The sequence below is a fragment of the Vibrio sp. YT-16 genome, from assembly GCF_033337405.1.
Taxonomy (GTDB): Bacteria; Pseudomonadota; Gammaproteobacteria; order Enterobacterales; family Vibrionaceae; genus Vibrio; species Vibrio alginolyticus.
The window spans coordinates 131473-154824 of sequence record NZ_JAWOQQ010000002.1; the positions used below are offsets into that span (position 1 = coordinate 131473).

The window sequence follows — 23352 nt, forward strand, 5'->3', positions numbered from 1 at the left end:
GTCACCTTATAATTGTTGCTCTATCATATTGGTAAGCGTAGTACTTGTCGGTGATGTGGAGCTTGGAAAAGTAGCAATAACTTTACCTTCAGAGCTAATTAGAAACTTGTAGAAGTTCCATTTTGGTTTTATGCCTGCTTGGTTAGTTATCTGGTTGAAGACTGGGTTCGCATCTACACCTAATACTGAAGAGCGAGCCATCATTGGAAAGGTTACCCCGTAATCGAGATAACAGACTTTCGCTGTGTTTGTTTCGCTTCCTCTATCTTGTCGAAAGTCATTGCTCGGGAAACCGATAACGGTGAAGTTTTGGTCTTTGTAAGTTTGATAGAGGGTTTCTAACTGTTCGAACTGAGGAGTGAAGCCGCACTGGCTTGCTGTATTGACGACTAGTAGTGTCTTTCCCTTAAAGCTTTCGCATAGATCGACTTCTTCCGTTGAGTTTAACAACCTTTGCTTACCTTGAAGAATATCAGGGCACTCAGATGCAAGAGCAAGCGAATTCATGGAGAGAAAGCTAACAAGAGCGGCGAAGTTCAGTAATCCTTTCATGGTGTTGTTCCCCTTGTTTTCAATAAGTATAACTACTTAAGTGCAAAGAGGATCGATCAAAAAAGCCGCACAAATGCGCGGCTTTTTTCTAGACCTGAGATCTGACTATGCCAGTTTCAACTCGAACTGGTTCAGGTACATTACCATGTCTTCAATCGTCAGTACCGGCATGTTGTGCAGGCGACCGAATGCTACGATCTCCGGTGCCTTTGCCATCGTGCCATCTGGATTGGTCACTTCACACAGTACGCCAGCGGGTTGAAGCCCTGCCATTTGCATCAGATCAATCGTACCTTCTGTGTGACCACGGCGAGTCATTACACCACCTGGACGTGCGCGCAGAGGGAATACGTGACCCGGGCGAGCAAGATCTTCCGGTTTTGCGTGCGGGTTTGCCGCCGTTTTAATGGTCGTTACGCGGTCTGCTGCTGAAACACCCGTTGTTACACCAACTTTCGCTTCAATAGAAACCGTAAATGCGGTTTGGTTTGCGCTGTTGTTGTTTACCACCATTGGAGGCAGTTCCAGTTTGTCTGCTTGAGCATCTGTTAAGCACAAACAAACGATGCCGCTACATTCGCGGATCATCAATGCCATTTGCTCGTTAGTGAGGTGCTCGACTGAATAAATGATATCGCCTTCGTTTTCGCGATCTTCATCATCAAGAAGCAGTACGCCACGGCCTTCTTTTAAAGCGATAAGTGCGTTTTCAACGCGAGTAATTGGGTCGCCGAATTCGGCAAGTAGTGATGACTGATTCATGGTTAACTCCTAAATTTCACCAGAATCAGGGCGGTATGAGAGATCGCCGTAAAATACGATCAAAAAGAAGTGCACCAGCATTCTTAGCGATCTGACTCGCTATGCTGGTGTATTCTTATTCTCTTTCATCCGGACTATAACCGTCGGCTCTGGCATCTCACCAGATCTGCTGACCTCGACGAATCGAGCGCTCGCGGGCTCACTTGAAAAAGTATACCGCCGGTGGGGAATTTCGCCCCGCCCTGAGAACAATTAAAAATGTACCACTTCATCCAAGTTGTGAAGAAGTGGAGCTAGGATAGTACTGCGAACTGAATAGCTTGGAAAGTCGATTCCATCTGTATGATGGAAAAGTGTGCTATCGACGGAAATAATCTGTGCGAATAAAGTGATCAATCTGCTGCGGCACGAAGGTGTTGTAAATCAGGCTCGTATGCGTTTGCTTCACCTCGATATGATCTTGCATACCGTCCAGTCTTGTCTCTTCTACGGTAACGGTACCGTCCGACATGGTGTTGTCATTACGGATCAACAATGGGCGAGCGCCAATCGGCATCGTTCCTGCGATACTGCCGAGTTTTTGAGGGAAATCCCAGGCGTCATCATGTTTGTTTAATCCGTGGTGTGGCGAATTGCCTAAAATTGCACCCAATCCGAGATCTTGAATTCGACCTACAATGGACGCGCCTTTAAGAGGCGAACCGATAGCGACAACATGAGAGATTAAGTTAGTGCTCGGTTTTCTGTTGGCGAGATAGCGCTTAATCATCAAGCCTCCCAAGCTGTGTCCCACGAGCACGTTTGTGGTCAGTGGATTAAGCGAGTGATCAATAGAATCAAACAGTGAAGACTCATCGATAGCAACAGTGTTATAGCTGAGTACTTGCGTTTCGTATCCGAGTTTTCTCAGCTTTTGGCTAAGAGGCTGCATGACCAGCCCATGCATATAAAGACCATGTAAGATGATGATTTTCATAATACCTCCTAGATTTATGACGTCGTAGATATCCTACTCTAATTGACAAGAAACTACTTGTGCTTTGTGGTGCATATTTACGTTTTGCTGCAAAGTTTGACTGCTGTAGCAAGCGACTCAGCCCAGTAAATCCTGTACTTGTTGTTGCAATTGATGACGATTTAAAGACGCAGGACTTAACACTTCACCGATAACAACATCCACTTTTGACCAAAAACGAGTCGGTCGTTTTGTGAGAGCATGTCCGCCTTTGTGGCTGAAAAAAGAACCCCAAAGCCCTTTTAACGCCATAGGGATGACAGGAACAGGGTTACGTTCAAGGATTTTCTCTACACCAGGGCGAAACTCACCCAATTGACCGTTAGACGTTAAACGACCCTCAGGGAAGATACAGACAACCTCACCGTCGTTAAGTGCTTGTTCAATCTGCTCAAATGCTCGTCGGTAAGTGTCGGCACACTTACGTGGAGAACAGATCGGGATAACACCGGCATGACGGAATACATATTTAAGAACAGGTAGCTCGCTGATGGACTTGTCCATCACAAAACGAACCGGGCGAGTAGAGGTTCCCATCAAAATCAATGCATCGACATAGCTAACATGGTTAGCCACGATTAACGCAGCACCTTGTTCAGGAATATGTTGGCGCCCCTTTACGGACACACGATACATACAATGGCTGAGTAAATAACTGATAAAGCGTTGTGTGAATTCCGGTACTTGACGATAGACATAGACTGCCACGAAGAAGTTACCTATTGCCATCATGGCAAACAGTTCCACAATAGAAAGCTCTAGTACGCTGAGTACAACGATCGAAATCAAAGCAGACACCACCATAAACAATGCATTCATGATGTTGTTAGCAGCAATGGCACGTGCACATTCCCCTTTGTTTGAACGCGATTGGATGAACGCATAAAGAGGAACAATAAAGACACCGCCGCTTACACCAACAAGGAACAGGTCAATCATGACGCGCAGATGTTTGGATTCAGCAACGAAGCTTTGCACATCATAAAAGTGCACCGGAAGCGATGGATAACTCGGGACTGCCCATAGCAAGTCGACGCCAAACACTGTCATTCCAAGGATACCGAATGGCAAAATACCAAGCTCAACGTGGTTGAAAGAGAGCTTTTCACACAACCAAGAGCCTGTCGCGATACCAATGGAAAACAATGCCAACAGTAAAGAAACGACAGTACTGTCTGCAAACAAATGTTCGCGTGCGAAGTTAGGGAATTGAGTTAGGTAAGTCGCACCCATGAACCAGAACCAACTGATGGCAAGAATAGACATCCAGATGCCTCTCTGCTTTTTTGCCACTTTTAACGTGTTCTTTAAACCAGAAATCGGCTCAAATTTCGCTTTGTCATTCGATTGGCTAGGCATCGCTGGAATATTCACGCTGCTCATGAACCCAAGCAAAGACAAGGCAATCACTACACAAGAAGCAATCAAGGTACCATTAGGAATGGCTAGCAGCAGGCCTGCACTAAGCGTACCTATAAGAATCGAAAGGAACGTGCCCATTTCAACCCAAGCATTTCCTTTAACAAGCTCATTTGGTTTGAGCGCTTGTGGTAGTAAGGCGTATTTCACGGGGCCAAAATAGGCCGATTGAGTGCCTGTCATAAACAGCAGAACCAGCATCAGCATGGCACTTTGGGTGGCAATAGCGGTTGCTGCGCAAGACATGATAGCCAGCTCGATGAGCTTTAGACGTCGGATTAATTTGGCTTTGTCCATGCTGTCAGCGACGGCACCAGCATGCGCTGAGAATAGAAAGAAAGGTAGGATGAATAAGCCTGCCGCCAAATTAACGAATAGATTGACGGATATTGGTAGGTTATCAATTTGGCTGTATGTGACCATCAATAACAGAACGTTTTTGTAGATGTTGTCATTGAGTGCGCCAAGGCATTGCGTCACAAAGTAAGGAAAAAAGCGTTTTGAGAAAAACATACGGGCCCCGATTAAACAAAGTCGAATGAGATGGGAGCACTTTATGCTCAATGAACGATTAAACCAGCTTTCTCTTTCAAGTGACGTTGTACGCCACCAAAAGTAACAAAATTCGTTACTTTTATTTCCATTTGTTTATTGAGTTACTAACTGCGAGACTTGTTGGGGAGTTTTCTTTCCCATGGTTCAAACAAAGGGAACGTCCAGCGACGCATCGCAATAATCAGAGAGGTGCCGTGTTTTTCGTCCATATCGAGAGAGCTATCATTTTGGCAAGCCTGATAAAACTCATCGATGACCTTTTGCAGTTTCTGTTGTAGCTTCTTGTTGGTTGGTACACTCATCAATCCTGTTGCCATGGAGAACTTTTCATCTTCACCAGAAAAGTAGCTTTGGAAAAAGGCGTCTTGAACTTGCTGTTGGAAGAACCGTTGAATAGGGCCGCCCATCTGCCACTTAAATGTCGGAGATATACGCAAACGAATTTTGTTATTTGGCTGCAAGTCGATGATGTTCAGCCGATCCAAATGAGCAAGCTTTTGCACCAGTTCCAACTCATTGAAGGTATATTGCTGAACGATTTGTTCAAACTGATAGCCATTTACAACACAGATTGCCACGAGTAGCAGGGCTTTATCATCAACCAACTGCTTTTCTTGCTCTAACGTTAGCGACTCTAGACCTTTATTGTGCGCAGCCGCAAGCTTAAACAGGTCCGCCATTTCTAAACCAATCAATTGGCAAATGCGTTCTAAGCGTTCAAGACTAATGTGTTGACCTTCAGCGAGTAAACGTTTGACGCTTCCTTCACTTAAATCAAGGTGTTGTGCAACATCCGCATAATGCAGCCCAGCTAACTTTAGTTGGCGTTTAAGCTCTTTAATTAACGTATAGCTTTCTGACATTTACGCTGTTACCTCGTCGTGTAACTGCTCTAGGTACGTTTGCATAAAGGTTTTGCGTTTTTGCGCTTCGCGTCTTGCTGACTCTGTGTTCATAGTTTCGGCGATTTTGAATAACTTGGTCTGAAAGTGATCCAGAGTGAATTGTTTATCGTTAAGTTCACGTTCTTCGGCAAATATATCGCTGTCGTTGTAAAGTTGCGCGTTAAATTGAGTGCTGACTTGAATGCATCGCGTCACGCCAATTGCGCCTAAAGCGTCCAGACGGTCGGCATCTTGGACGATTTTGGCTTCTAACGTATTTGGCCTGATGTTTGCGCTAAAGCTGTGTGCCTCTATCGCATGAGCAATGGCATCATGATATTGCTGCGGATAATCGATACTCTCTAAAAATGCGACCGCTTTTTTGGCTGCGATGATTGAGCTCTCTTTGCGATTTGGGTGATCTTTCGGGTAAGTAAAGCAATCATGCAAATAGGCAGCCGGTAATACAATCGCGATGTCTGCATTTTCTTCTTTGCAGAGCTGTTTCGCTGTTTTGACCACGCGTTTTACGTGTTTAAGATCATGAGCTGCATCTACTTGCATCTCTTGCTGCATAAATTCCAAAAATTGCGGTTCTATCTGGTTTAATGACGTCATGGTTCATATCTACAACTAAAATGAAGTCAGAAGTATGCCCAACGCTTAGAATAATTTCCAAGTGCGATGGTGTAATTGAGATTCAGCCACCAGAACCTTGTGCAACGTTTGGTACTGAGCCGTTTTATATGGCCTTTCAATGTGTTCAGTGGTTTATGAGACAAGAATAGACAGAGCGAGCAGTGATGTTTACCAGTAGAAAAAAGGCCTGACGATGTCGTCAGGCCTTTTTAGTTTCGCCGATCTTTTTAGCTTTTGAACGTTACTTGCTCTGCTTGTTCAAGATGAATATGAGTTGTTGCAGGCTGTGTTTCTGCAATAACTTTACCGTGACGAACAGAGTAACGAACCGGCACTTGGCGACGTACTGCGTCAAAACCATTTTCTGCGGGAAGAATCAGTAAACTACCTGGTTTGCCTTCTTCAATGCCGTGCTTGTCTTGAATGTTCAGTGTACGTGCTGAATTGGTGCTGATCAGATCCAGTGAGTTGTTGATTTGGTCGTAACCCATCACCTGACACACGTGCAGACCCATATGCAGCACTTGCAGCATGTTTGCAGTGCCTAGTGGATACCAAGGGTCAAATACATCATCGTGTCCAAAGCAGACGTTGATGTTGGCATTCAGCATCTCTTTCACTCGTGTTACGCCGCGACGTTTTGGGTAATCATCAAAACGGCCTTGTAAGTGAATGTTCACCAGAGGGTTTGCCACAAAGTTGATACCGGACATGCGTAATAAACGGAACAGGCGAGATGCGTATGCACCGTTGTAGGAACCCATCGCTGTGGTGTGACTGGCGGTGACTTTATTCCCCATATCAAACTTGTGCGCTAATGCTGCCAGTGTTTCAACGAAGCGAGATTGTTCGTCATCGATTTCATCACAATGCACGTCGATCAGACGGTCGTATTTTTGCGCTAATTCGAACACGTAGTGCAGCGATTCAATGCCATATTCGCGTGTGAATTCAAAGTGTGGAATCGCGCCAATCACGTCCGCACCTAATTTGACGGCTTCTTCTAGCAGCTCTTTGCCATTTGGGTAAGAGAGAATTCCTTCCTGCGGGAAGGCGACGATTTGGATATCTACCCACTCTTTCATCTCTTCACGCACTTCTACCATCGCTTTTAGGGCAATTAGGGTAGGGTCTGAAACATCGACGTGGGTACGAACGTGTTGTACGCCGTTTGCTATCTGCCATTTTAAGGTTTGTTTTGCGCGCGCTTTCACGTCTTCAATCGACAGCATTTCTTTGCGCTCAGCCCAACGTTCAATACCCTCAAACAATGTGCCAGAGATGTTCCAGCTAGGCTCGCCTGCGGTTTGAGTTGTATCTAAGTGAATGTGTGGCTCGCAGAAAGGCGCAACCGCCATACCGCCTTCAGCATCGATGATGTCACCGTTATGACTAAGCTCCACATCGTTGCTTTCAATGCGCTTGAATTGACCATCTTCAATCAAAATTTGCTGCAGACCTTCTTGTCCTTTTAGCGTTACGTTTTTGATCAGTAGTGTTGTCATGATGGTTCCTTACGCTGGCTGTGTAGCCAGTGCTTTTTTGTTAAGAATAGGATTAAGAATCAGGAAGCTAATTGCGCCGCCAAGTACAGCGTTAATCGGCACTACGCCAGGCAGGAAGTGTCCCGCACCAACGCCAATCACGACAGCGATAATGCCAGCCCAGTTAACGTTTTGGAATTGGGCGGCTTCAAAGTTTGCGTAGCGTTTACGGTTCGTGAAGAAGTCAGCGATGATCACGCCGCCAATCGGTGGAATTGCCAACGATAAGAAGGTCAGCCAGCCAACAAAGTTATTGTAGAGCCAGATAGCGCAAAGTGTGCCAACAAGACCGTTCGCCATTGAGATGTATTTACTTGGTAAGCCTGTGATGTTGGAAAATCCAAGCCCCGATGCGTAGAGCGCGTTGTCGTTGGTCGTCCAGATGTTCAAGCCAAGAACGATGATAGCTGGAATAAGAAGACCTTGCGCGATCATCACTTCAGAGATGTCTGATTGACCCGTCACCGATGCACCTGCCGCGCCAAAGATAAACATTAACGAGTTACCGATGAAAAATGCCACCATGGTGATCATCACGGCGCTGCGCGGCTTTTTACCAAAGCGTACGAAATCCGCCGTTAATGTACCAGCACTGACAAAAGAGCCGACAACCATCGCGAGAGCTATTGAAAAATCGAGTGACTCGGTTGGTTGAACCTGTTGTAGTTCGCTTATACCGCCAACACTATTTACTGCCTCGATGACAGAGTAGCCGCCAAGTAGCGCAATGGCAGGAACGGCAATTGCTGACAACACCATCAGTGCGGAGATGCCAAAGTAAACGGTCGCGGTCATGAGCAAACCGGAGACGAGGATCAAAGTATTGGTATCGATGCCCGTTGCTTTGTGCACCGGAATCGCAAACATCGCGACACCAACTCCAAACCACCCGACTTGAGTACCGCCAAGAAGAGCGGAAGGAAGCCAAGAGCCTTTAGAACCAAAAGAGAAACGAGCAAGAAGGTGAGTAGAGAGACCAGTAGAAGCGCCGATGTAACCGAGGAAAGAAGTGTAAATACCGAGGATTAGGTTACCGATGAGAACAGCGAGGAAAAAATCATTAAAGGAGAGCCCAGTACCGAGAGAACCCCCAGTCCACATACTTGCGGAGAAAAAAGTGAGTCCTAACATCACCATTGTAAGTGATGCCACGCCTTTTCTGGCCGTGTTGGGAACTGGTCCAAGACTGTAATTATTGTCTCCAGCCATTATTACCTCCGCACATTGAAACATTAAATTATAGCACCTGATTTCAGGCAAACGGCGCGTATTATCGTGATGTAAATTTAATAGTCAATGATAAAATTGCAATTTAAACGTTTGCTTGGTTTTTGTTGTGTATTTTTTCTTTTAATAACAATGGTTTGGTTTTTAAATTCTAAAAGTGGAAAGTTTGTTTTTACGTATTTTCTATGATTTATAGACAGGTTTTCTATGTGAAATTAATGTTTTGAATTTCTATTTGTTTTTATGGATTAAATTTATCTATAACTCTGAATTGTTCAGTCGATTTCTATGAAAAGAAAACGTTTTCATGATGAGGTTTTTGGTTTGGACGTTATTTGTTCTTTTCTTGGGTGTGTTTTCTTGGTTTTATTTTATGTAGGTGATTTATTTTTGTTGAAGCTGGCATTTCTAATGGTTTAGTGGGCGAATATTTGAATTTTATAAACAGTAAACAATCTGTTGTGGGTAAGAAAAGTACAACCGAGCTCGGTCAGAGGATAAGAGGGCAATAGCCACATAAAAAAATAGCCAACCGCAAAGAGTGCGATTGGCTTATATACATGTGAACAAAATCAAGTTCACTAACAACGTCAGTTGGCTAGGTGACCCTCGGCTTAAGAAGGGTCGATTTATATAATGCAGTTACTGTGCCAACTTTAATATGCCCTAAAATACGTAGTTTCTGTGACATGCGTTGCTTAAAGTTTGAGTATGTTTGCAATTTGCAACTGCGTTATGCAATTTGACTCTATTATGCTAATGATTGATTAATAAACAATGAACCTTTTAAAGCATGACTAAACTCGCCGTTCCTAAAAAGGCGAAAAAACCAACTACATCTGTCACTGTTGTTAGAATCACCGAGCCAGCCAAAGCGGGGTCCAATTTAAACTTATCCAGAATAATGGGAATCAGCACACCAAATAAAGCTGCGGTAATAATATTGACGATAATGGCGAGCGCGATGGTTCCCCCAAGAACCGGAGATTGAAACCACAATCCGGCGAGCCCGCCGATGATTAACGCCCAAGCAATGCCGTTCAGAGAGCCAATACCCAACTCATTTTTCAATAGCTTGAAACGGTTACCTGGGGTGATCTGATTAAGCGCCATCGCACGAATCATTAGAGTGAGCGTTTGGCTGCCAGCAATGCCCCCCATGGATGCAACAATTGGCATGAGCACCGCCAAAGCCACCACCTGCGCAATTACATCTTCAAATAGTCCGATAGTGACAGACGCCAAAATCGCAGTAAGCAAATTGATGCCTAACCAAACACCGCGCTTTTGTGAGCTTTTTAATACTGGCGCAAACAAGTCATCGCCTTCATCCATACCTGTACCGGCCATCAAACGTGCTTCGTAGATTTCACGCTGTGTACTCAATGCAAACTGCCAATCGACTTCACCGATCAGTGTTTGGTCTGCATCAGTTACAGGGAGAGCGGGCAGTGCGCTGTGTTCTAATGCCTCTACCGCTTCAGGAAGCATCATTTTACTGTCTAGAACCGTCACAGCCTCAATAACGAGTGTTTTTAAGCGAGTATCGGGGTCACCACGTAAGATATCGAAGTAATTGACCGTTCCACGATACTGTTTATTACGATTAATCAGATATACCTGTTGAGGCGTGTCGTAGCTATAGCGCTCCATTAACTGCTTAGCTGTCCCAATCGTAATGTTGAAGGGCAGGGTGATGATCTTACGTTCAGCCCAGTGGCCGAGTTCTTCATCAGCATACTCGTTTGCTTGATCGTAAAGTTCCAACTCATCTTTTTCTATCAACGAGAGCGCTTCGTTGATGATCGACTCTGGCAACGAATCGGCCCATTCGATGAGCGACAAGTTGTCGAGTTTAGCGAGAGTGAGCTTTAGCTCGACTTCAGATAACGCATTGATGATAGAGAAACGTACGTCCGCACGCATTTCCGTTAACACGTCGATATGTAGCTCTAGTGGTAAAGCTCGCCATAAGCGAACACGATCGTCGATTGGAAATGCTTCTAGAATCAGGGCAACCGCGCCGGGCTCGAGGCCCGCTTCAATAGATTCATTGAGCGTTGCGACTTGATCCGCTTCTTCGGCTTGGCCAATTTGCTGGATTAGAGTGGAGAGATCTTGAAACTTGCTCACCGAGTACCCCGATAGTTAATTCGTTTTATGGAAGTATGGCATGTTATTGAGATGCACAACTATGCATCTTAACCTTGCTCAAGGTACTTGAAAGTAACAGAAAAACAATAGGCTATTCGCTGTTGATGGTGAGATATGGCTGTACCAATTGGCGAATGTTCACTTTTGCGCCAATACGGGCTGCCAGCAAGTACATTCCGCCGATTTTTCTGTGCAAAAATAGGGCATCTGCTGGTGGAGTATGCCAGTATTCTTGTTCCATGCTCAATATAGTGCCAGCTTCGCGAAGCTTTTGTGCTAAGCCGCTGGCTTTAAAGTCATAAGGCTCATCAACTAACATCGGTTCACATGCCATTTTTACTAAATCGAGAATCGCTTGGCGTTGGTCTGGAAGGATGGTTTGGCTGAAGAAGCCTATTTGTTCAAGCGCATCATTCAAGCCTTGTTCGTTATTATTCACGACAGATGCAAAAGCTTGGCGATAACCAGTGCTGAACCGCTCGCTGTACTCGCGAGTCGCCCCGAAATCTAGCAAGCCGATTTGACGAGTGTTTTCGATATATAAGTAGTTGGCGAAGTTAGGGTCGGTTTGCACCATCTTAAATTCGAACAGCTCTCGAAACAGTAATTCGAGTAGGCTGTGCATGACAAAATCTCGCGTACTCTGATCATAATGTTCGATTTGCTCAATCGGACTGCCATCAATGAATTCCATCGCGAGAACGGAGTCTGAGCAACTTTCAGTATGAATCTTGGGCACCACAAAATGAAGGTGCTCCTTCAAAGCGTCATGATAACGAATGGCAAATTGTGCCTCTCGTGCGTAATCGGCCTCGTCATGTAGCTGCTTTTTCGCTTCTTCGAGTAATCCTTTGTAGTCGACAGACTCGGGAATCAACCCAACGACCTTGAGCAGTGTACCGACATTATCGACGTCGCTATCGATACTTTTCCGTATGCCCGGATATTGCACTTTGACGGCTAGGTTATCGCCCGCATCGCTGTAGGCTTGGTGCACTTGTCCTATTGATGCACTGGCGATTGGTTTGAAGTTAAATGACAGAAACTCAGCTTTCCAATTCGTTCCCAGCGAACTTTCCATTACTGCGTTGAGTTGTTTTGCAGGCATTGGGTCTGCGTTGGAGCGAAGACGGGAAAGAATATCGGCAAGTTCAGGTTCTAATACATCACCAGCATCCATTGATAGCATTTGACCAAGCTTCATTGCAGCGCCACGCAGGTGAGCAAGTTGGTCAGTTAAGCGCGCGATGTTCTGTGGCGTCAGCAAGAGGTCTTTCGCTTTTGGTTTGTTGCCTTTGGCTATCTGCTTCGTGCCTTCTGCAATCACATTGCCTGCGACACGGGTAGCAAGTGAAGCGAACTTGCTGAATCTTGAGATGCGATGGGTAGGTAGGCTTCTTTCCTTTGCCGACATGAATCTTCTCCGCTATTTACTAACTAATTGTTATACGGGAAAAGGATATGTTTGGATACAAATGAAAAGAAAACCGCCAGCGTAACTGGCGGTTTGTGAGTTTAGATAGAGTAGAAGAAGTACAGTTGAGACTTCATTCGGATGATGATCCCGCGAATCACATCTAAGAAGGCCATGAAGCCTATCGGTTTTTCACCGCTGACCCATGCCAGGCCAACAGAGCCAACAGGGATATCGTAGCCTTCTGGCTCATCAATCTTAAGACGAACAAAGTGGTGTTTGTTCTGTAAGTTCTTTCCAGTGGTGACACGTACGGAATCATCGAAACCCAGTAGATTACCTTGTGACTCACCTGTTGCTTCAACAATGCCTTCGACGGTCGCTGAGAAGATCTTACCTGGGTAAACGGACGAAGAGAATTCCGCTGACTGACCCGGTTTGATGTTACGAATCGCCTGGTGGTTCACTCGCATTAGTACGTACTTTTCGTTGGTGTACATGTTGATACGCGGCATCATTGATACACGCTGACCTTCACGCAGGATAAAGTTGGTGACAAAGCCATCTGTTGGGGCATGAACTTTTGTGCTATTCAAATCCCATTGCGCTTTTGCAATTTGCTCTTTCGCTTGGCGCAGTTCGGCTTGTTTGGTTTCAACTGCAAGTTCCGCTTTATGAATCGCCAGTTTTGCACGGGAAATATCGACTTGTTTCTTCTTGATTTGAGACTCAAGGGTCAACACGTTGTGACGTGCCATATCTACCGTGCTCGATTGTTTGTCGATGTCGCTTTCCGTGATGGTGTTTTGCACCACTCGGTTTTGCTCAACATAACGATCTAGCATTTTTTTCTGCAATTTGTAGTCAACTTTGGCCGCTTCCAACTGGCTCTTGGATGTTTCTAGATCTTGCACTAGCGCTTCGTGGTTAGCTTCTTCAATCTCGATGTCGCCTTTTGCTGTAGCTAATGCAACGCGAGCAGAATCAGCGGATACGTTCGCTTGATTTAATGCGATTTTGTATTGCGTTGGGTCAAGTTCATAAATGAGCTGACCTTCTCTAACTTTCTGATTCGGCTCAATGTAAATGTGGTCAACTTTACCTTTTACATTGGTTGAATCTGGACGCAATTGGATATGTGGTGACTGAACGACAGAACCGCCGGATAAATCCATCGGGGTGAAGTTAATCAAACCTACCCAGACGAACATTAGCCAACCCAAGCCGCCAAGATAAGCGAACGATTTGGTTGCTTTGTTCCAAGGCATGCCAACCAAACGCAGCAGATAGATGAAGAGAGCCCATACCGCTAAACCTTCTAACATTATGCTTCCTCTTTTGGCTGTGTTTCTGTTTGCGGTTTACTTTTCCATGTATCACGCAGATTGATGATGGCTTTTTCCATATCAACAAATGCAAAGATCACGGCTAGCACCCAAACCCAGTGCCAGACAAACCCTATCCAGGTCAGCGCAGTGATGAGCCCTATCTGATGATGGTCTTTGCTGTGTGCTTTATTGATAGGCAATTCATGGATTTTCCAAAAGCCGTAACACGCGCCCGCGACACTCGCGATTAAAACGACAGCAGCGACAACATGTAACGCCGTATCTGCGCCTGTACCGACAAATGGGACACTCAGTAAACTCATTAAACACTCCTCTATCAAACTGTTGGCGTATTGTGATCTGAATTTGATTTGCGGCTTTCTTTGTGACAGATTCAATCACTATAGGATTAAATTTGATGTGATTGGTTATGAAAACGGTTCGGTTTATTCGCGCGATGGGCATTCTAAACATGCATAACCTCGCGTTATCTAAATACAATTTGGACTCGGATGAGTTAGGGATCCCAGCATCGGTGTTTCGTAACCCAATGACACTGATCCCGCTAAAAGCCGTTGCGGAATGGTATCTTTGTGTTGAACAAGCCAGTGGTGACCCGGATGTGGTGTTGAGTCTCAGTCGAGGTATTGAACTGCAAAAGCTAGGGCCAGTGGGACGCTGGTTATTCTCCGGCAATGATTTAGCCAGTACCATTCGGCGAGTGAATTATGGTGTGAGCAACCTACAATCAGGGGCGTTTTTTGCTGGCGAACAGTCGGGTAAAATCATCAAATGGACTTACCACAACCCGTTTATAGAAACGTCAGTAAAGGTGCACGATAGTATCCGCTGTGCGGTATTTATGATTAAGGTGTTACGCGAATTTCTTGGCAAAGATTACCAGCCTTTACGTGTCAAGGTTTCAGGCTCGAGAAAAAATACTGAGCGATACCGGGAATATTTCGGCTGCGAGGTGGAATGGAGTCAGCCAAAAACAGAGATATGGATCCCGAGAGATGACCGACTAGCTTCTCGCCAAGTGAGCCATCGAGAAGACAGCCGTCTAGCGATGAGTTTTTCCGATTTGGATGATTTGCTTAATATGCCCGATCCAGAAGACGAGTTGAAAGTGATTTATGAAGTGGTGAACTACAGCAGCCATTATGGATTGCCAACGTTAGAGCGCGTGTCTTCTCTGCTTGATTTATCTGAACAGCAGTTTCAACGTCGTTTGCATAAATTAGGGCTCAATTTTTCGACGGTTTCTGGCTATGTATTGAGTAATATTGCAGCTGGTTTGTTGAGTAAGCGCGTGAGTATTGATGACATTGCCACGCGCCTTGGTTACACCAATGTGGCGAGCTTCAATCGTATGTTTAAGAAACATCGTGGATTAACGCCCAAGCAGTATACGGGAAGATTAGAGAAGTAGTGCTCCACTTATCTCTATGAGTACAAGCAATAAAAGCCCTCAAAGTTGAGGGCTTTGTTATTTTTTTGTGTCGTTTTATGTGGTGGCTATTTCTTAGGACGCCAACTTAGTGCACTTGCAACAGCGCCGATGGCAATTACATCCTTTTTTTGTTCGCTAAGTTCAGGGAGCATCTGTACCGCAATGGTACCGTTCGTCTGCACTGCGGCAATTTCTTGTGTGCCCTCCTTAAAGCTATAACCCAATGGAATGTCTACCGCCATCATGGCGTCAGGACTAGTATGTACAGTTTCTACATTAAAGTGGGTGCTACCAATACGCACTACGCCTGTCTCTTTTTTCTCAAAGCTGATGTCGATGAGAGCCGATTTTGGCTCCATCGCAAACTCACCGACTTTTTTACCATCTTGAGTAATGTCACAGGTGTAAGGATCATTCCCACCAAAATCGACGCCCATGTAGTTAACCGACATACCGCCTCCGGTGCAGTTCAAAAGCCAAGTTTCCCCGCTGTCGATACGAGTCACTTCTGCGCCCATTGAACCTTCTTTGAAAGAGATACGGTTAAACCAACTTGAGTTAGAAGCACTGCGTGAATACTTGCCTTTGTACTTACCAGCAAAATCAAAATGGCCATCTGCACCGAATCCCCAAAAATCACCGTCGGTTTTGATCAGCATTTCTGGTTGTGCTTTTACGGCATCAGTACGATCCATGACGGCTAGGCCACCACAACCAGCAAGGAGCAAGGGAGCGAATAGAATAAGTTTCTTCATGTTTTTCATTGTTTATAGCTTGGTTACATCTAGGGTTTGGTCGGTGAATTGGATGTTCTGAATGTCGTACAACTCGTCAGTGCCTGTATTTGGGCACTCAACAGAAACGCTCTTTGCTTTGATAACAGTACATTCCGCCAGTTTGTGTGGCACGATATAGGTGTTGATACCGCCTTCACCATAAATGCTGTTGTCTTTGCTGTTGCCTTCAAAAGTATTGTTTTGATCATTACCGATCACATTCATCGCGTCGTCGCCAATGATCTTCACTTTTGTTAGCCACTGAGATTTGTAGGTGTACGCTTCTATCAAACCGTCTTTGTTGGGAGCCATACGGAACGTAGGTACTGTGCCTGGATTTGTCTTTTCTGTGTAGAGCTTGACGCCCGCAGAGTCGATATTCGCGGTATATTGCAAGTATCCGTGGAATAAGCCACTGATCCAATCAACGGCTTGTGGATCTTGGGTTTGCATTTCTTCACGCGTTAACGCTTGGTAGCCATCTAAACCATGTCCGTTTGCTTTTGCTACGCCCATGTACGCTTCAAAAGCGGCAGCAAAATATTCGTGAGAATATGAAGGGCCCGTTTGTTTCACACTTTCAGGATCGAAGTCGTCCGATTTCCAATCGTCCCAGTCATACTGAGTAGGGCGCCACACTGTCGGTTTGCCCGATTGAATATCGTTATAGATGCTTAACGCATGAGCTTGAATGTCATTTTGCAGTGCCGCAGTCGCCGTGTTAGGTGCAATACCTTGCGCTTGGACCAAGTGTAAAATTTCTTCAAAAGCGGCGTCTCGTTCGGCTTTTTTACCAAGATTGGCGCAGTAATCGGCAAAATTACTCATGTAATGGCAATCGCCTTCAACTGTCAGTTCTCGATACATTAAAGATTGGCTATTCCTTAGCCAGTTTGGTGTTTCTTTACTAGTTACTAATGTTGACGCGATAGATGTGACAAGTGTATCCATATCATCTTCGTTAAGTACGATCATGCTTACAACAAACTTTTCTAGAGAACTCGTATCAAAAGAGTGTGCTAAGCCCGAGTTTGTAACTGCATCGTTCAATTTATCTTGGCGAATCAGTTCGTTGATAAAGATTTTGGTTAACATCTCATCATTCTGTTCATCGTTTTCGGTCAGCATTAGTGTGGCATCACGCTCGGCTAATGTCTTAGCGATACGAGACTTGTCAGCACCGTACTTAGAGTCTGGTTGGTTTGTGAGAAGGTGTTGGATGATTTTGGCTGCACGAAAGATTTTTTCATTATTCGCACCGTCATCAACAGCCACAATGTGAAATGTATCGTTGTTGTTTGCTTCGGAAAGGGAGATTTTCACATAGTGGGTGAAGCCAGCATCAGCAGCCACTTTTAACTTGGCTGGAAACTCTGTAGAAACGACAGTTGGGATTGTGACAGTGCTCAATGTTGGCATTGGTGGTGTTGGAGGTGTCGTTGTCGATGGTTTCGAATTAGATTCACTGCCGCCACAAGCAGTTAGACTTATCGCGCAAAATATGGCTAAAGGCGTTGATTTGGAATATCTCATTTCATGTTACTCGTAGACTTTATTAGAGCAAGAAACTTAGAAGCAACATAAAGTCCTGTCTATATAAGCAAACTAAGTCATATATGTTGATATTGTTTTTTGGTAAGACCTATTATTCGATATATTTAAAAACATAGTGGATTTTTATTCCGAATTTTATTTTCTATGTGAAGCTATATTCTGATAATGAATAAAACCTCAGGTTATTGCATGGCTTTAGGGGTATAGAATGATTAGGATTATCGTATATGTATGGTTTGTAAGCGTATGTAAGCCTGCGTTTTATTAAAATTATCATTTAAGTAGGTTGCGCAGTATAGGACGAGCGATATACTCCCTCCATCATATTGGTGGAGTAAATGATTCATGGTGGGTAATACAATCTTACTGATAGAAGACGACTCTGAGATTGCTCGATTAACCAAAATGTACCTCGAAGCCGAGGGGTATACGGTAACTGTCATCGATAACGGTCAAAATGCATTAGAAACGATTAGGGGACTCAAGCCTGACCTAGTGCTGTTAGATTTGATGTTACCAGGAAAGAATGGCGCAGAAATATGCCAAGAGGCGCGTAAGTTTTATCATGGTGTTATCATTGTTTTGACTGCGACCGATGATGAAATGAGCGAGGTGAGCTTATTTAAGTTCGGTGCTGATGATTACCTTACCAAACCGATAAAAGGCAATATCCTTCTCGCCCGTATTGAAGCAGCGTTGCGTCGCTATTGTCGTCAAGTTGATATCGTTGAAGAAGAAAAGCTGAGTCGATATGGCATTAGTCTTTGTCTTCGTCGCTCCCAAGCATTTTATTTGCAAAAAGATATTGGTTTAACGAGTTCTGAGTTTGAAATTTTAGAGCTCCTGATGCTGAATGTCGATAAGCCAGTATCTCGTGAATCATGTTGTCGTCTTGCCCGAGGCATTGAATACTGCATTACTGATCGTTCGATTGATATGCGTATATCCTCGCTAAGGAAGAAATTCTCCAAGGCTCATATCCATACGGCTACCATTAAAACCATACGTCACCACGGCTACATGCTGACAGGTAAATGACGCGTGTTTTCCCTGTTTACTCGTCTATATGTGGGGTTAGTAACCGGCCTTGCGCTGACAGTTGCTTTGTTTCTCTTTATAGGGGAAGAGTACATGCGCAAAACAGAAGTCGGTGTTTTTTTGAACGATGGTGCTTATTTTGTCGATCAATACATTGAGCAACGAGGCACTCCGGATTCTCTCTACAAGAAGTTAACCGAAAACGGCAAGCAAGATTTCTTTATCTTTGATTTAACATTGGTTGAAAACTGGGATGGATCACCGCCTTGTCGAGATTGTAATCTGCTGTACCGTATGCAAGGGATACCTGTTTATCTTATTGATGGCAGTACCTATGCTGCGGTATTCCCTTTGCCTAACACTTCGAAGAGTTTAGTTTTCAAAGAAAAAACGGATTTCTTTAGCCCACACGTTGATTGGAATGAAGATTCTGAGATTGTATTTATACTTACTCTACTTTTGGTTGTTGTATGCAGTTTAGGCATTATGGTTTACATACCTGTACGACGTCTTGACCGCCAAATTCGGCAACTAACGGCTGCGCAACAACAATTTGGTTCTGGTGAGTTGAATACGCGAGTCGAGCTAAAGCAATTTTCGCAACCCGTGAAAGAGCTCGCCCAAGGCTTCAACTGCATGTCTGAAGAGATTGAGAGACGAGTGCGCCAAACACACATCTTTACTCAAGCTATTCCTCATGAAGTGCGCACTCCGCTGAGTCGTATTCAGCTAGCGACGGATTTAGCTCGACGCACGAGTGGTGAAATGCAGGCAGAGTTACATGACGATATTGAACGATACGTTGATGTAGTGACGGATTTAACATCCGACATCGTCATGCTGTCTCGCTTGAGTGTGAAAAACCACTCATGGATCGATTCTGTTGAAACCATGGAACTGCCACTTTGGTGTAAAAGCCGCATGAATTACCTAGGCTTAGAGTCCGCCATGTTGAGAGCAGAAAATGAACTCGCGAACCAATTGATTCACTTTCAGCCTACTTTGGGTAACCTCGTCCTCGATAATTTACTGCAAAACGCCAAGCGTTACGGTGAATCCTGCGTTGAGGTGACGATTCGAACGGTAGCGGATTGCTGGAGCATCGATATTGAGGACGATGGTCCGGGCATCCCTGAGGCGATGCGAGAAGAAGTATTTATACCATTTTCGCGCTTAGACAAAAGCCGCAACGCCGACATGAAAGGCTTTGGTTTAGGGCTTGCCATCGCTACCAGTGCAGCGCGGCAACTGGGGTGGGAGCTTTCTGTCGGCGAGAGTCACTTAGGCGGCGCACGTTTTACGGTGCTTATTCCTGCCAACGGTTAGAGTAGGCACTGCGGTAGTCTGGCTCTGCGATACCTTCATACAAATCGTCACAAGCTTGCAGCGGACCTACGACGGTTCGGTAGGGTAGGACACCTGCCCAAACAGGGATGTCCATGTCTTCCGCATCGTCGTTGACGCCAAAATTGCTGATTTTCACTGATGCTTCTAGGAGTGGAATACGCAGCAGCATGGTGGCTTTGAGTTCTTTTTCATTACTCAAACGGACTTGTTCTGTTCTCCCCGGAGCGATCTGTTCAATAAAGTGATTCAGCAACCTGTCTTTCTCTTGGTTATCTTCCACCATCTCAAACTGGCCAAAGACCACAACACTGCGATAATGCGCACTGTGGTGAAACGCACTTCGAGCCAATACCCAACCATCAAACAAAGTAAAGGTTAAGCACGTTTGCACTCCTTGTTTGAGTGAGCGTAATAGTCGACTGTTGTTGGCACCATGGATATACACGTAATCATCGACACGCCATGCCAGCATAGGGATGACCACAGGGCCTGACTCGTTGGTTATCGCAATATGAGCGATTAGGCTTTCATCTATGATGGCGTGCAGTTTGCTAACATCAGAGACGGCTTTATGTGCGCCTTTCTTAATTTCCGTTCTATTGGTGTTGGATAGCATTTTCTCTCCTTGCTTGCTCACGATTACGAGCGATTTATCCTCATTCTTTGATTGCAATGTAGCGTTTAACTGGTAGCTTAAAGAGAGCCAGTTTTAACTAATGGATGGATCCAGTTTGTCTTTGATTGATATCGGTGACCTACATTTAAAAGACAGTGAAGGAACGCGTCAGCAAGCGTTGTTTTTGGCTATTCGCAAGAAAATTGTTCAAGGACTGTGGGTGAAGAATGGGAAGCTGCCTTCTACGCGGAAGCTTTCACAAGAGCTTAATCTAAGTAGGAATACCGTGATTTCTGCCTACGAACAGTTAGTGGCGGAAGGGTACTTGAACAGCCAAAAAGGTTCTGGCTTTTATGTTGCCGTAGAACTGCCAGAGCAGTACTTGCCTGAACCTAGTTCAGTTCAGAGAGACTCATCACCGAAAGCTCACTTTGATATCAACCGCGCATTTGCACCGGGTGTGCCGGATTTGGACGCATTTCCGATGGCGCAATGGCAAAAGTTACTCACTCGCCATATGTCTCGTACTTGCTTGTTGGGGAATCAAGATATTCAGGGTAGTTGGGCATTGCGCTGTGCTTTAGCTGGCTACCTCGCATCAAGCCGTTCAGTGAATTGTTCTCCAGAGCGCATTATTATTACCTCTGGGGCGCAGCAAGCGTTGTCGATTGCGACGATGGTAGTGCTCAAACAAGGTGATAAGGTTCTGATGGAGCAACCAGGTTACGCGCAAATGCGGAAGTTGATTCAGTTCCAAAACTATCAATTTGAGCCTTTGTTCGTAACAGAGAAATTAGGTTTTGATGTGGAAGCGGTGACCTCAAGCGATGCCGATGCGCTGTATATTACACCAAGTAATCAATATCCGATGGGTACCACACTCAATACCGAGCAAAGAGGAAAGATCATCAACTGGGCGGTCGAACAATCAAGTTGGATCATCGAGGATGATTATGACAGCGAATTTCAGTTTGCTCATCGTCCCTATACCAGCTTACAGGGGCTAGCAGCTCAAATGGGTCGAGATGATCGTGTGTTGTATGTGGGTTCCTTCAGTAAAGTGATGTTTAACGGATTGCGGCTTGGCTACCTTGTAGTTCCTGAACGTTCAGTAGAGCAATGCTTAGTGGTTAAGGATGCGTTAAGTGGTGATTCGCCGACGCATACACAAGAAGCATTGGCAGACTTTATTACTGAAGGTGGGTTATTACGTCATATTCGAAAAATGCGTCGACTGTACAAAACTAAGCATGAACAGATGCATGTATCCATTCAACAGCATTTTGGCGACCGTGTTTGCGTCGTTAGCCAAGCGGCGGGGCTTCATGTTACGTTGAAATGGCAAGACGGTATGGATGAGCAGCGTTTTATAAAACTAGCAGAGCATGAAGGGATCATCTTGCGACCTTTGAGCTATTATGAACACCCAGATTTTCAAGCACGTCACTGGCATGGTGCCGTGCTTGGTTACGGCAATATCGCGTTAGAGAACATAGACGCTGGTATCCAACGTTTAGCTCACATATTTCGAAATGGGAAGCGATGACTATTCAACTACACGTGTTTGTCGCTTATGTCGCCACTGTTTCCAAGGCAGTAAAAGTAGAGTAAAAATGCCAAGTGCATAAAACATTGACCAGCCTAAACATATAAAAACACCGGTACAAAGCAGTAGGGACAGTCCCGCAAGTGTTTTACCAAATCCTCGAAGCAATTTAAAAGCGGCTAACATCGCCAACATGTAAACCAGAACGAATACACTGTTTGCGAGTTTTAGGAAAAACTCCAGATCGAGCTGTGATAGGGTTCCTATCACACAAGATATCAATAATATACCGCCAACTAATATGGTGGCTGAGAAAGGGACACCACGACGCGAAATCTTGGCTAGTGGACTAGAAGGACGATGTTCCCGAGCTTGAGCCCAGACCATTCGCGCTAGGCTCTGTGTGTATAAGTTAACGCTCGCGAAACAAGCGGAGAAACCTATCAAGCTGATTATCCATTTGGCTCCATCGCCTAGTAGTTGGGCACTAAGCCAGGGGATGGATGCGTTATCAAATTGAGCGTTACCATACGCGCCAAATTTTAAAATAACGACAGAGCATGCCCAATAGGTAGCCCCTGCTACAAAACAACCGACCACAATGGCAATAGGGAAATCTCTTTGAGGGTTTTTGAACTCTTCCCCCATATGGGCAAAAGCCTCTATGCCAACAAAACACCAGAACATCACGCCTAACGCTGCGGTAATAGGCCAAATTGACTCTTGTGTGATGGCGGGCATCACAAGATCGGCGCTATTAACGTCGCCTTTCCATAAAAATGCGCCAACAAGTGCGAAGACACTCAAAGCAATAAGAGTTTGTAAATGACCTGATGATTTTGTGCCCATCAAGTTGACGAACACAAGAAGTACTACCGTGAGAACTTGTGCAAACAGATTGTTGCTAATAGGCTCTGGCAATATTTGTTGTAGAAAGCCTGCGGCGAGTGCAATCGCGGCCGGAACCCCTACCGGAATGACACTAACAAATAGCCAAGCGACACTACTTTCCAGCTTGGCGTTAAAGGCTTTGCGTACAAAAAAGGCTGTTCCGCCCGCGTTGGGGTATCGTTTACCCAGTTGAGCAAAAGTCAGCGCAATAGGACAAATCGCGATGAACAATAAAATCCAAGCCCATAGTGAAAAATGGCCAGCTATACCTGCTGCGATAGCCGGGATCATAAACAGCCCAGTTCCCATTAATGTGGTGGATAACTGTGCGATACCTGATGTGAGTGAAATGTCTTTTTTGAGCTCTTCCATGCGAATTGATTCATCCAATGTTATGAGGCTTATTACGAAAAAGCTTGTGGCTTCTGGTTATTTCGTTTTATGTGTTTAAGCGATGCTATTTATGTGCTGAGTACTTAAGTTGGGAATTTGATTTCAATGTGTTATCTATTTTCTGTTGAAATGGATAACAGCACTCATCTCATGCCCGCCAAATAGCATATCCAAAATGTTAATAACAAAATGATTTACTAAACCGTCAATATGACGGTTGTTTTAAATAATTCCAACAAAATGTT

20 protein-coding genes and 1 riboswitch are annotated in these 23352 nt (G+C 44.9%); of the genes, 4 read left to right on the forward strand and 16 right to left on the reverse strand.

Annotated features, from left to right (window positions below):
* Positions 1–6 precede the first annotated feature (6 nt).
* The 12 genes from R7F07_RS04025 to R7F07_RS04080 form a co-directional block, all read right to left on the reverse strand.
* Positions 7–552 (reverse strand): glutathione peroxidase, encoded by a 546-nt coding sequence (locus R7F07_RS04025; RefSeq protein WP_025767949.1) that lies wholly within the window; start codon positions 550–552, stop codon positions 7–9.
* Positions 553–657: 105 nt separating this feature from the next.
* Entirely contained in the window at positions 658–1314 is a 657-nt protein-coding gene (gene ribB / locus R7F07_RS04030; RefSeq protein WP_005373655.1) for a 3,4-dihydroxy-2-butanone-4-phosphate synthase, read from the reverse strand.
* Positions 1315–1427: 113 nt separating this feature from the next.
* A riboswitch (FMN riboswitch) is annotated at positions 1428–1568 on the reverse strand.
* Between the two features lie 104 nt (positions 1569–1672).
* Positions 1673–2290, reverse strand: coding sequence for a hypothetical protein (locus R7F07_RS04035; RefSeq protein WP_005373653.1), 618 nt, complete (start codon positions 2288–2290; stop codon positions 1673–1675).
* A 117-nt stretch (positions 2291–2407) separates the two neighbouring features.
* A complete protein-coding gene (locus R7F07_RS04040) occupies positions 2408–4261 on the reverse strand; it encodes an MFS transporter (protein ID WP_171342619.1) in 1854 nt (617 codons plus the stop codon).
* A 146-nt stretch (positions 4262–4407) separates the two neighbouring features.
* Complete coding sequence (locus R7F07_RS04045) at positions 4408–5166, reverse strand: helix-turn-helix domain-containing protein (protein ID WP_054574577.1); 759 nt, start codon at positions 5164–5166, stop codon at positions 4408–4410.
* Positions 5167–5805 (reverse strand): HD domain-containing protein, encoded by a 639-nt coding sequence (locus tag R7F07_RS04050; RefSeq protein ID WP_065275174.1) that lies wholly within the window; start codon positions 5803–5805, stop codon positions 5167–5169.
* Positions 5806–6053: 248 nt separating this feature from the next.
* The gene (locus tag R7F07_RS04055) at positions 6054–7331 is read right to left on the reverse strand and encodes a cytosine deaminase (protein ID WP_171342618.1); all 1278 of its coding nucleotides are present in this window, start codon (positions 7329–7331) and stop codon (positions 6054–6056) included.
* Positions 7332–7340: 9 nt separating this feature from the next.
* On the reverse strand, positions 7341–8579 hold the full coding sequence (codB, locus tag R7F07_RS04060; RefSeq protein ID WP_053349281.1) for a cytosine permease: 1239 nt from the start codon (positions 8577–8579) through the stop codon (positions 7341–7343).
* 804 nt (positions 8580–9383) lie between these two features.
* Entirely contained in the window at positions 9384–10730 is a 1347-nt protein-coding gene (locus R7F07_RS04065; protein WP_158173403.1) for a magnesium transporter, read from the reverse strand.
* Between the two features lie 112 nt (positions 10731–10842).
* Complete coding sequence (locus R7F07_RS04070; RefSeq protein WP_137282776.1) at positions 10843–12165, reverse strand: ABC1 kinase family protein; 1323 nt, start codon at positions 12163–12165, stop codon at positions 10843–10845.
* Between the two features lie 101 nt (positions 12166–12266).
* Positions 12267–13490, reverse strand: coding sequence for an HlyD family secretion protein (locus R7F07_RS04075; RefSeq protein WP_171342617.1), 1224 nt, complete (start codon positions 13488–13490; stop codon positions 12267–12269).
* Positions 13490–13816 carry an MFS transporter gene (locus tag R7F07_RS04080; RefSeq protein ID WP_017635162.1) on the reverse strand — a complete coding sequence of 109 codons (327 nt, stop codon included), beginning with the start codon at positions 13814–13816 and terminating at the stop codon, positions 13490–13492. The genes R7F07_RS04075 and R7F07_RS04080 overlap by 1 nt, the downstream gene beginning before the upstream one ends.
* 107 nt (positions 13817–13923) lie before the next feature.
* Between R7F07_RS04080 and R7F07_RS04085 the strand changes: the two genes are divergently transcribed.
* Positions 13924–14925 carry an AraC family transcriptional regulator gene (locus R7F07_RS04085; RefSeq protein ID WP_137282774.1) on the forward strand — a complete coding sequence of 334 codons (1002 nt, stop codon included), beginning with the start codon at positions 13924–13926 and terminating at the stop codon, positions 14923–14925.
* 86 nt (positions 14926–15011) lie between these two features.
* Here R7F07_RS04085 and R7F07_RS04090 read toward each other — a convergent pair whose 3' ends face one another.
* Together R7F07_RS04090 and R7F07_RS04095 are read right to left on the reverse strand one after the other, a co-directional pair.
* Positions 15012–15701 (reverse strand): hypothetical protein, encoded by a 690-nt coding sequence (locus R7F07_RS04090; protein ID WP_031778833.1) that lies wholly within the window; start codon positions 15699–15701, stop codon positions 15012–15014.
* 12 nt (positions 15702–15713) lie between these two features.
* Complete coding sequence (locus R7F07_RS04095) at positions 15714–17255, reverse strand: hypothetical protein (protein WP_170890189.1); 1542 nt, start codon at positions 17253–17255, stop codon at positions 15714–15716.
* Positions 17256–17621: 366 nt separating this feature from the next.
* On the opposite strand from R7F07_RS04095, the gene R7F07_RS04100 reads away from it, so the two are divergent.
* Together R7F07_RS04100 and R7F07_RS04105 are read left to right on the forward strand one after the other, a co-directional pair.
* Entirely contained in the window at positions 17622–18314 is a 693-nt protein-coding gene (locus tag R7F07_RS04100; protein WP_171342616.1) for a response regulator transcription factor, read from the forward strand.
* A 3-nt stretch (positions 18315–18317) separates the two neighbouring features.
* Complete coding sequence (locus R7F07_RS04105; RefSeq protein ID WP_171342615.1) at positions 18318–19640, forward strand: ATP-binding protein; 1323 nt, start codon at positions 18318–18320, stop codon at positions 19638–19640.
* Here R7F07_RS04105 and R7F07_RS04110 read toward each other — a convergent pair.
* Complete coding sequence (locus R7F07_RS04110; RefSeq protein WP_005373620.1) at positions 19621–20277, reverse strand: pyridoxamine 5'-phosphate oxidase family protein; 657 nt, start codon at positions 20275–20277, stop codon at positions 19621–19623. The genes R7F07_RS04105 and R7F07_RS04110 overlap by 20 nt on opposite strands.
* A 100-nt stretch (positions 20278–20377) precedes the next feature.
* On the opposite strand from R7F07_RS04110, the gene R7F07_RS04115 reads away from it, so the two are divergent.
* Positions 20378–21823 (forward strand): PLP-dependent aminotransferase family protein, encoded by a 1446-nt coding sequence (locus R7F07_RS04115; RefSeq protein WP_054574585.1) that lies wholly within the window; start codon positions 20378–20380, stop codon positions 21821–21823.
* Here R7F07_RS04115 and yjeH read toward each other — a convergent pair whose 3' ends face one another.
* A complete protein-coding gene (gene yjeH / locus R7F07_RS04120) occupies positions 21824–23086 on the reverse strand; it encodes an L-methionine/branched-chain amino acid transporter (RefSeq protein WP_017635168.1) in 1263 nt (420 codons plus the stop codon).
* Between the last annotated feature and the right edge of the window lie 266 nt (positions 23087–23352).

Bases quoted from the DNA above. Each gene is read 5' to 3' on its own strand.
- R7F07_RS04025 (WP_025767949.1), bottom strand. From the start codon at position 552: ATGAAAGGATTACTGAACTTCGCCGCTCTTGTTAGCTTTCTCTCCATG.
- ribB (WP_005373655.1), bottom strand. From the start codon at position 1,314: ATGAATCAGTCATCACTACTTGCCGAATTCGGCGACCCAATTACTCGC.
- R7F07_RS04035 (WP_005373653.1), bottom strand. From the start codon at position 2,290: ATGAAAATCATCATCTTACATGGTCTTTATATGCATGGGCTGGTCATG.
- R7F07_RS04040 (WP_171342619.1), bottom strand. From the start codon at position 4,261: ATGTTTTTCTCAAAACGCTTTTTTCCTTACTTTGTGACGCAATGCCTT.
- R7F07_RS04045 (WP_054574577.1), bottom strand. From the start codon at position 5,166: ATGTCAGAAAGCTATACGTTAATTAAAGAGCTTAAACGCCAACTAAAG.
- R7F07_RS04050 (WP_065275174.1), bottom strand. From the start codon at position 5,805: ATGACGTCATTAAACCAGATAGAACCGCAATTTTTGGAATTTATGCAG.
- R7F07_RS04055 (WP_171342618.1), bottom strand. From the start codon at position 7,331: ATGACAACACTACTGATCAAAAACGTAACGCTAAAAGGACAAGAAGGT.
- codB (WP_053349281.1), bottom strand. From the start codon at position 8,579: ATGGCTGGAGACAATAATTACAGTCTTGGACCAGTTCCCAACACGGCC.
- R7F07_RS04070 (WP_137282776.1), bottom strand. From the start codon at position 12,165: ATGTCGGCAAAGGAAAGAAGCCTACCTACCCATCGCATCTCAAGATTC.
- R7F07_RS04075 (WP_171342617.1), bottom strand. From the start codon at position 13,490: ATGTTAGAAGGTTTAGCGGTATGGGCTCTCTTCATCTATCTGCTGCGT.
- R7F07_RS04080 (WP_017635162.1), bottom strand. From the start codon at position 13,816: ATGAGTTTACTGAGTGTCCCATTTGTCGGTACAGGCGCAGATACGGCG.
- R7F07_RS04085 (WP_137282774.1), top strand. From the start codon at position 13,924: ATGAAAACGGTTCGGTTTATTCGCGCGATGGGCATTCTAAACATGCAT.
- R7F07_RS04090 (WP_031778833.1), bottom strand. From the start codon at position 15,701: ATGAAGAAACTTATTCTATTCGCTCCCTTGCTCCTTGCTGGTTGTGGT.
- R7F07_RS04095 (WP_170890189.1), bottom strand. From the start codon at position 17,255: ATGAGATATTCCAAATCAACGCCTTTAGCCATATTTTGCGCGATAAGT.
- R7F07_RS04100 (WP_171342616.1), top strand. From the start codon at position 17,622: ATGGTGGGTAATACAATCTTACTGATAGAAGACGACTCTGAGATTGCT.
- R7F07_RS04110 (WP_005373620.1), bottom strand. From the start codon at position 20,277: ATGCTATCCAACACCAATAGAACGGAAATTAAGAAAGGCGCACATAAA.
- R7F07_RS04115 (WP_054574585.1), top strand. From the start codon at position 20,378: ATGGATGGATCCAGTTTGTCTTTGATTGATATCGGTGACCTACATTTA.
- yjeH (WP_017635168.1), bottom strand. From the start codon at position 23,086: ATGGAAGAGCTCAAAAAAGACATTTCACTCACATCAGGTATCGCACAG.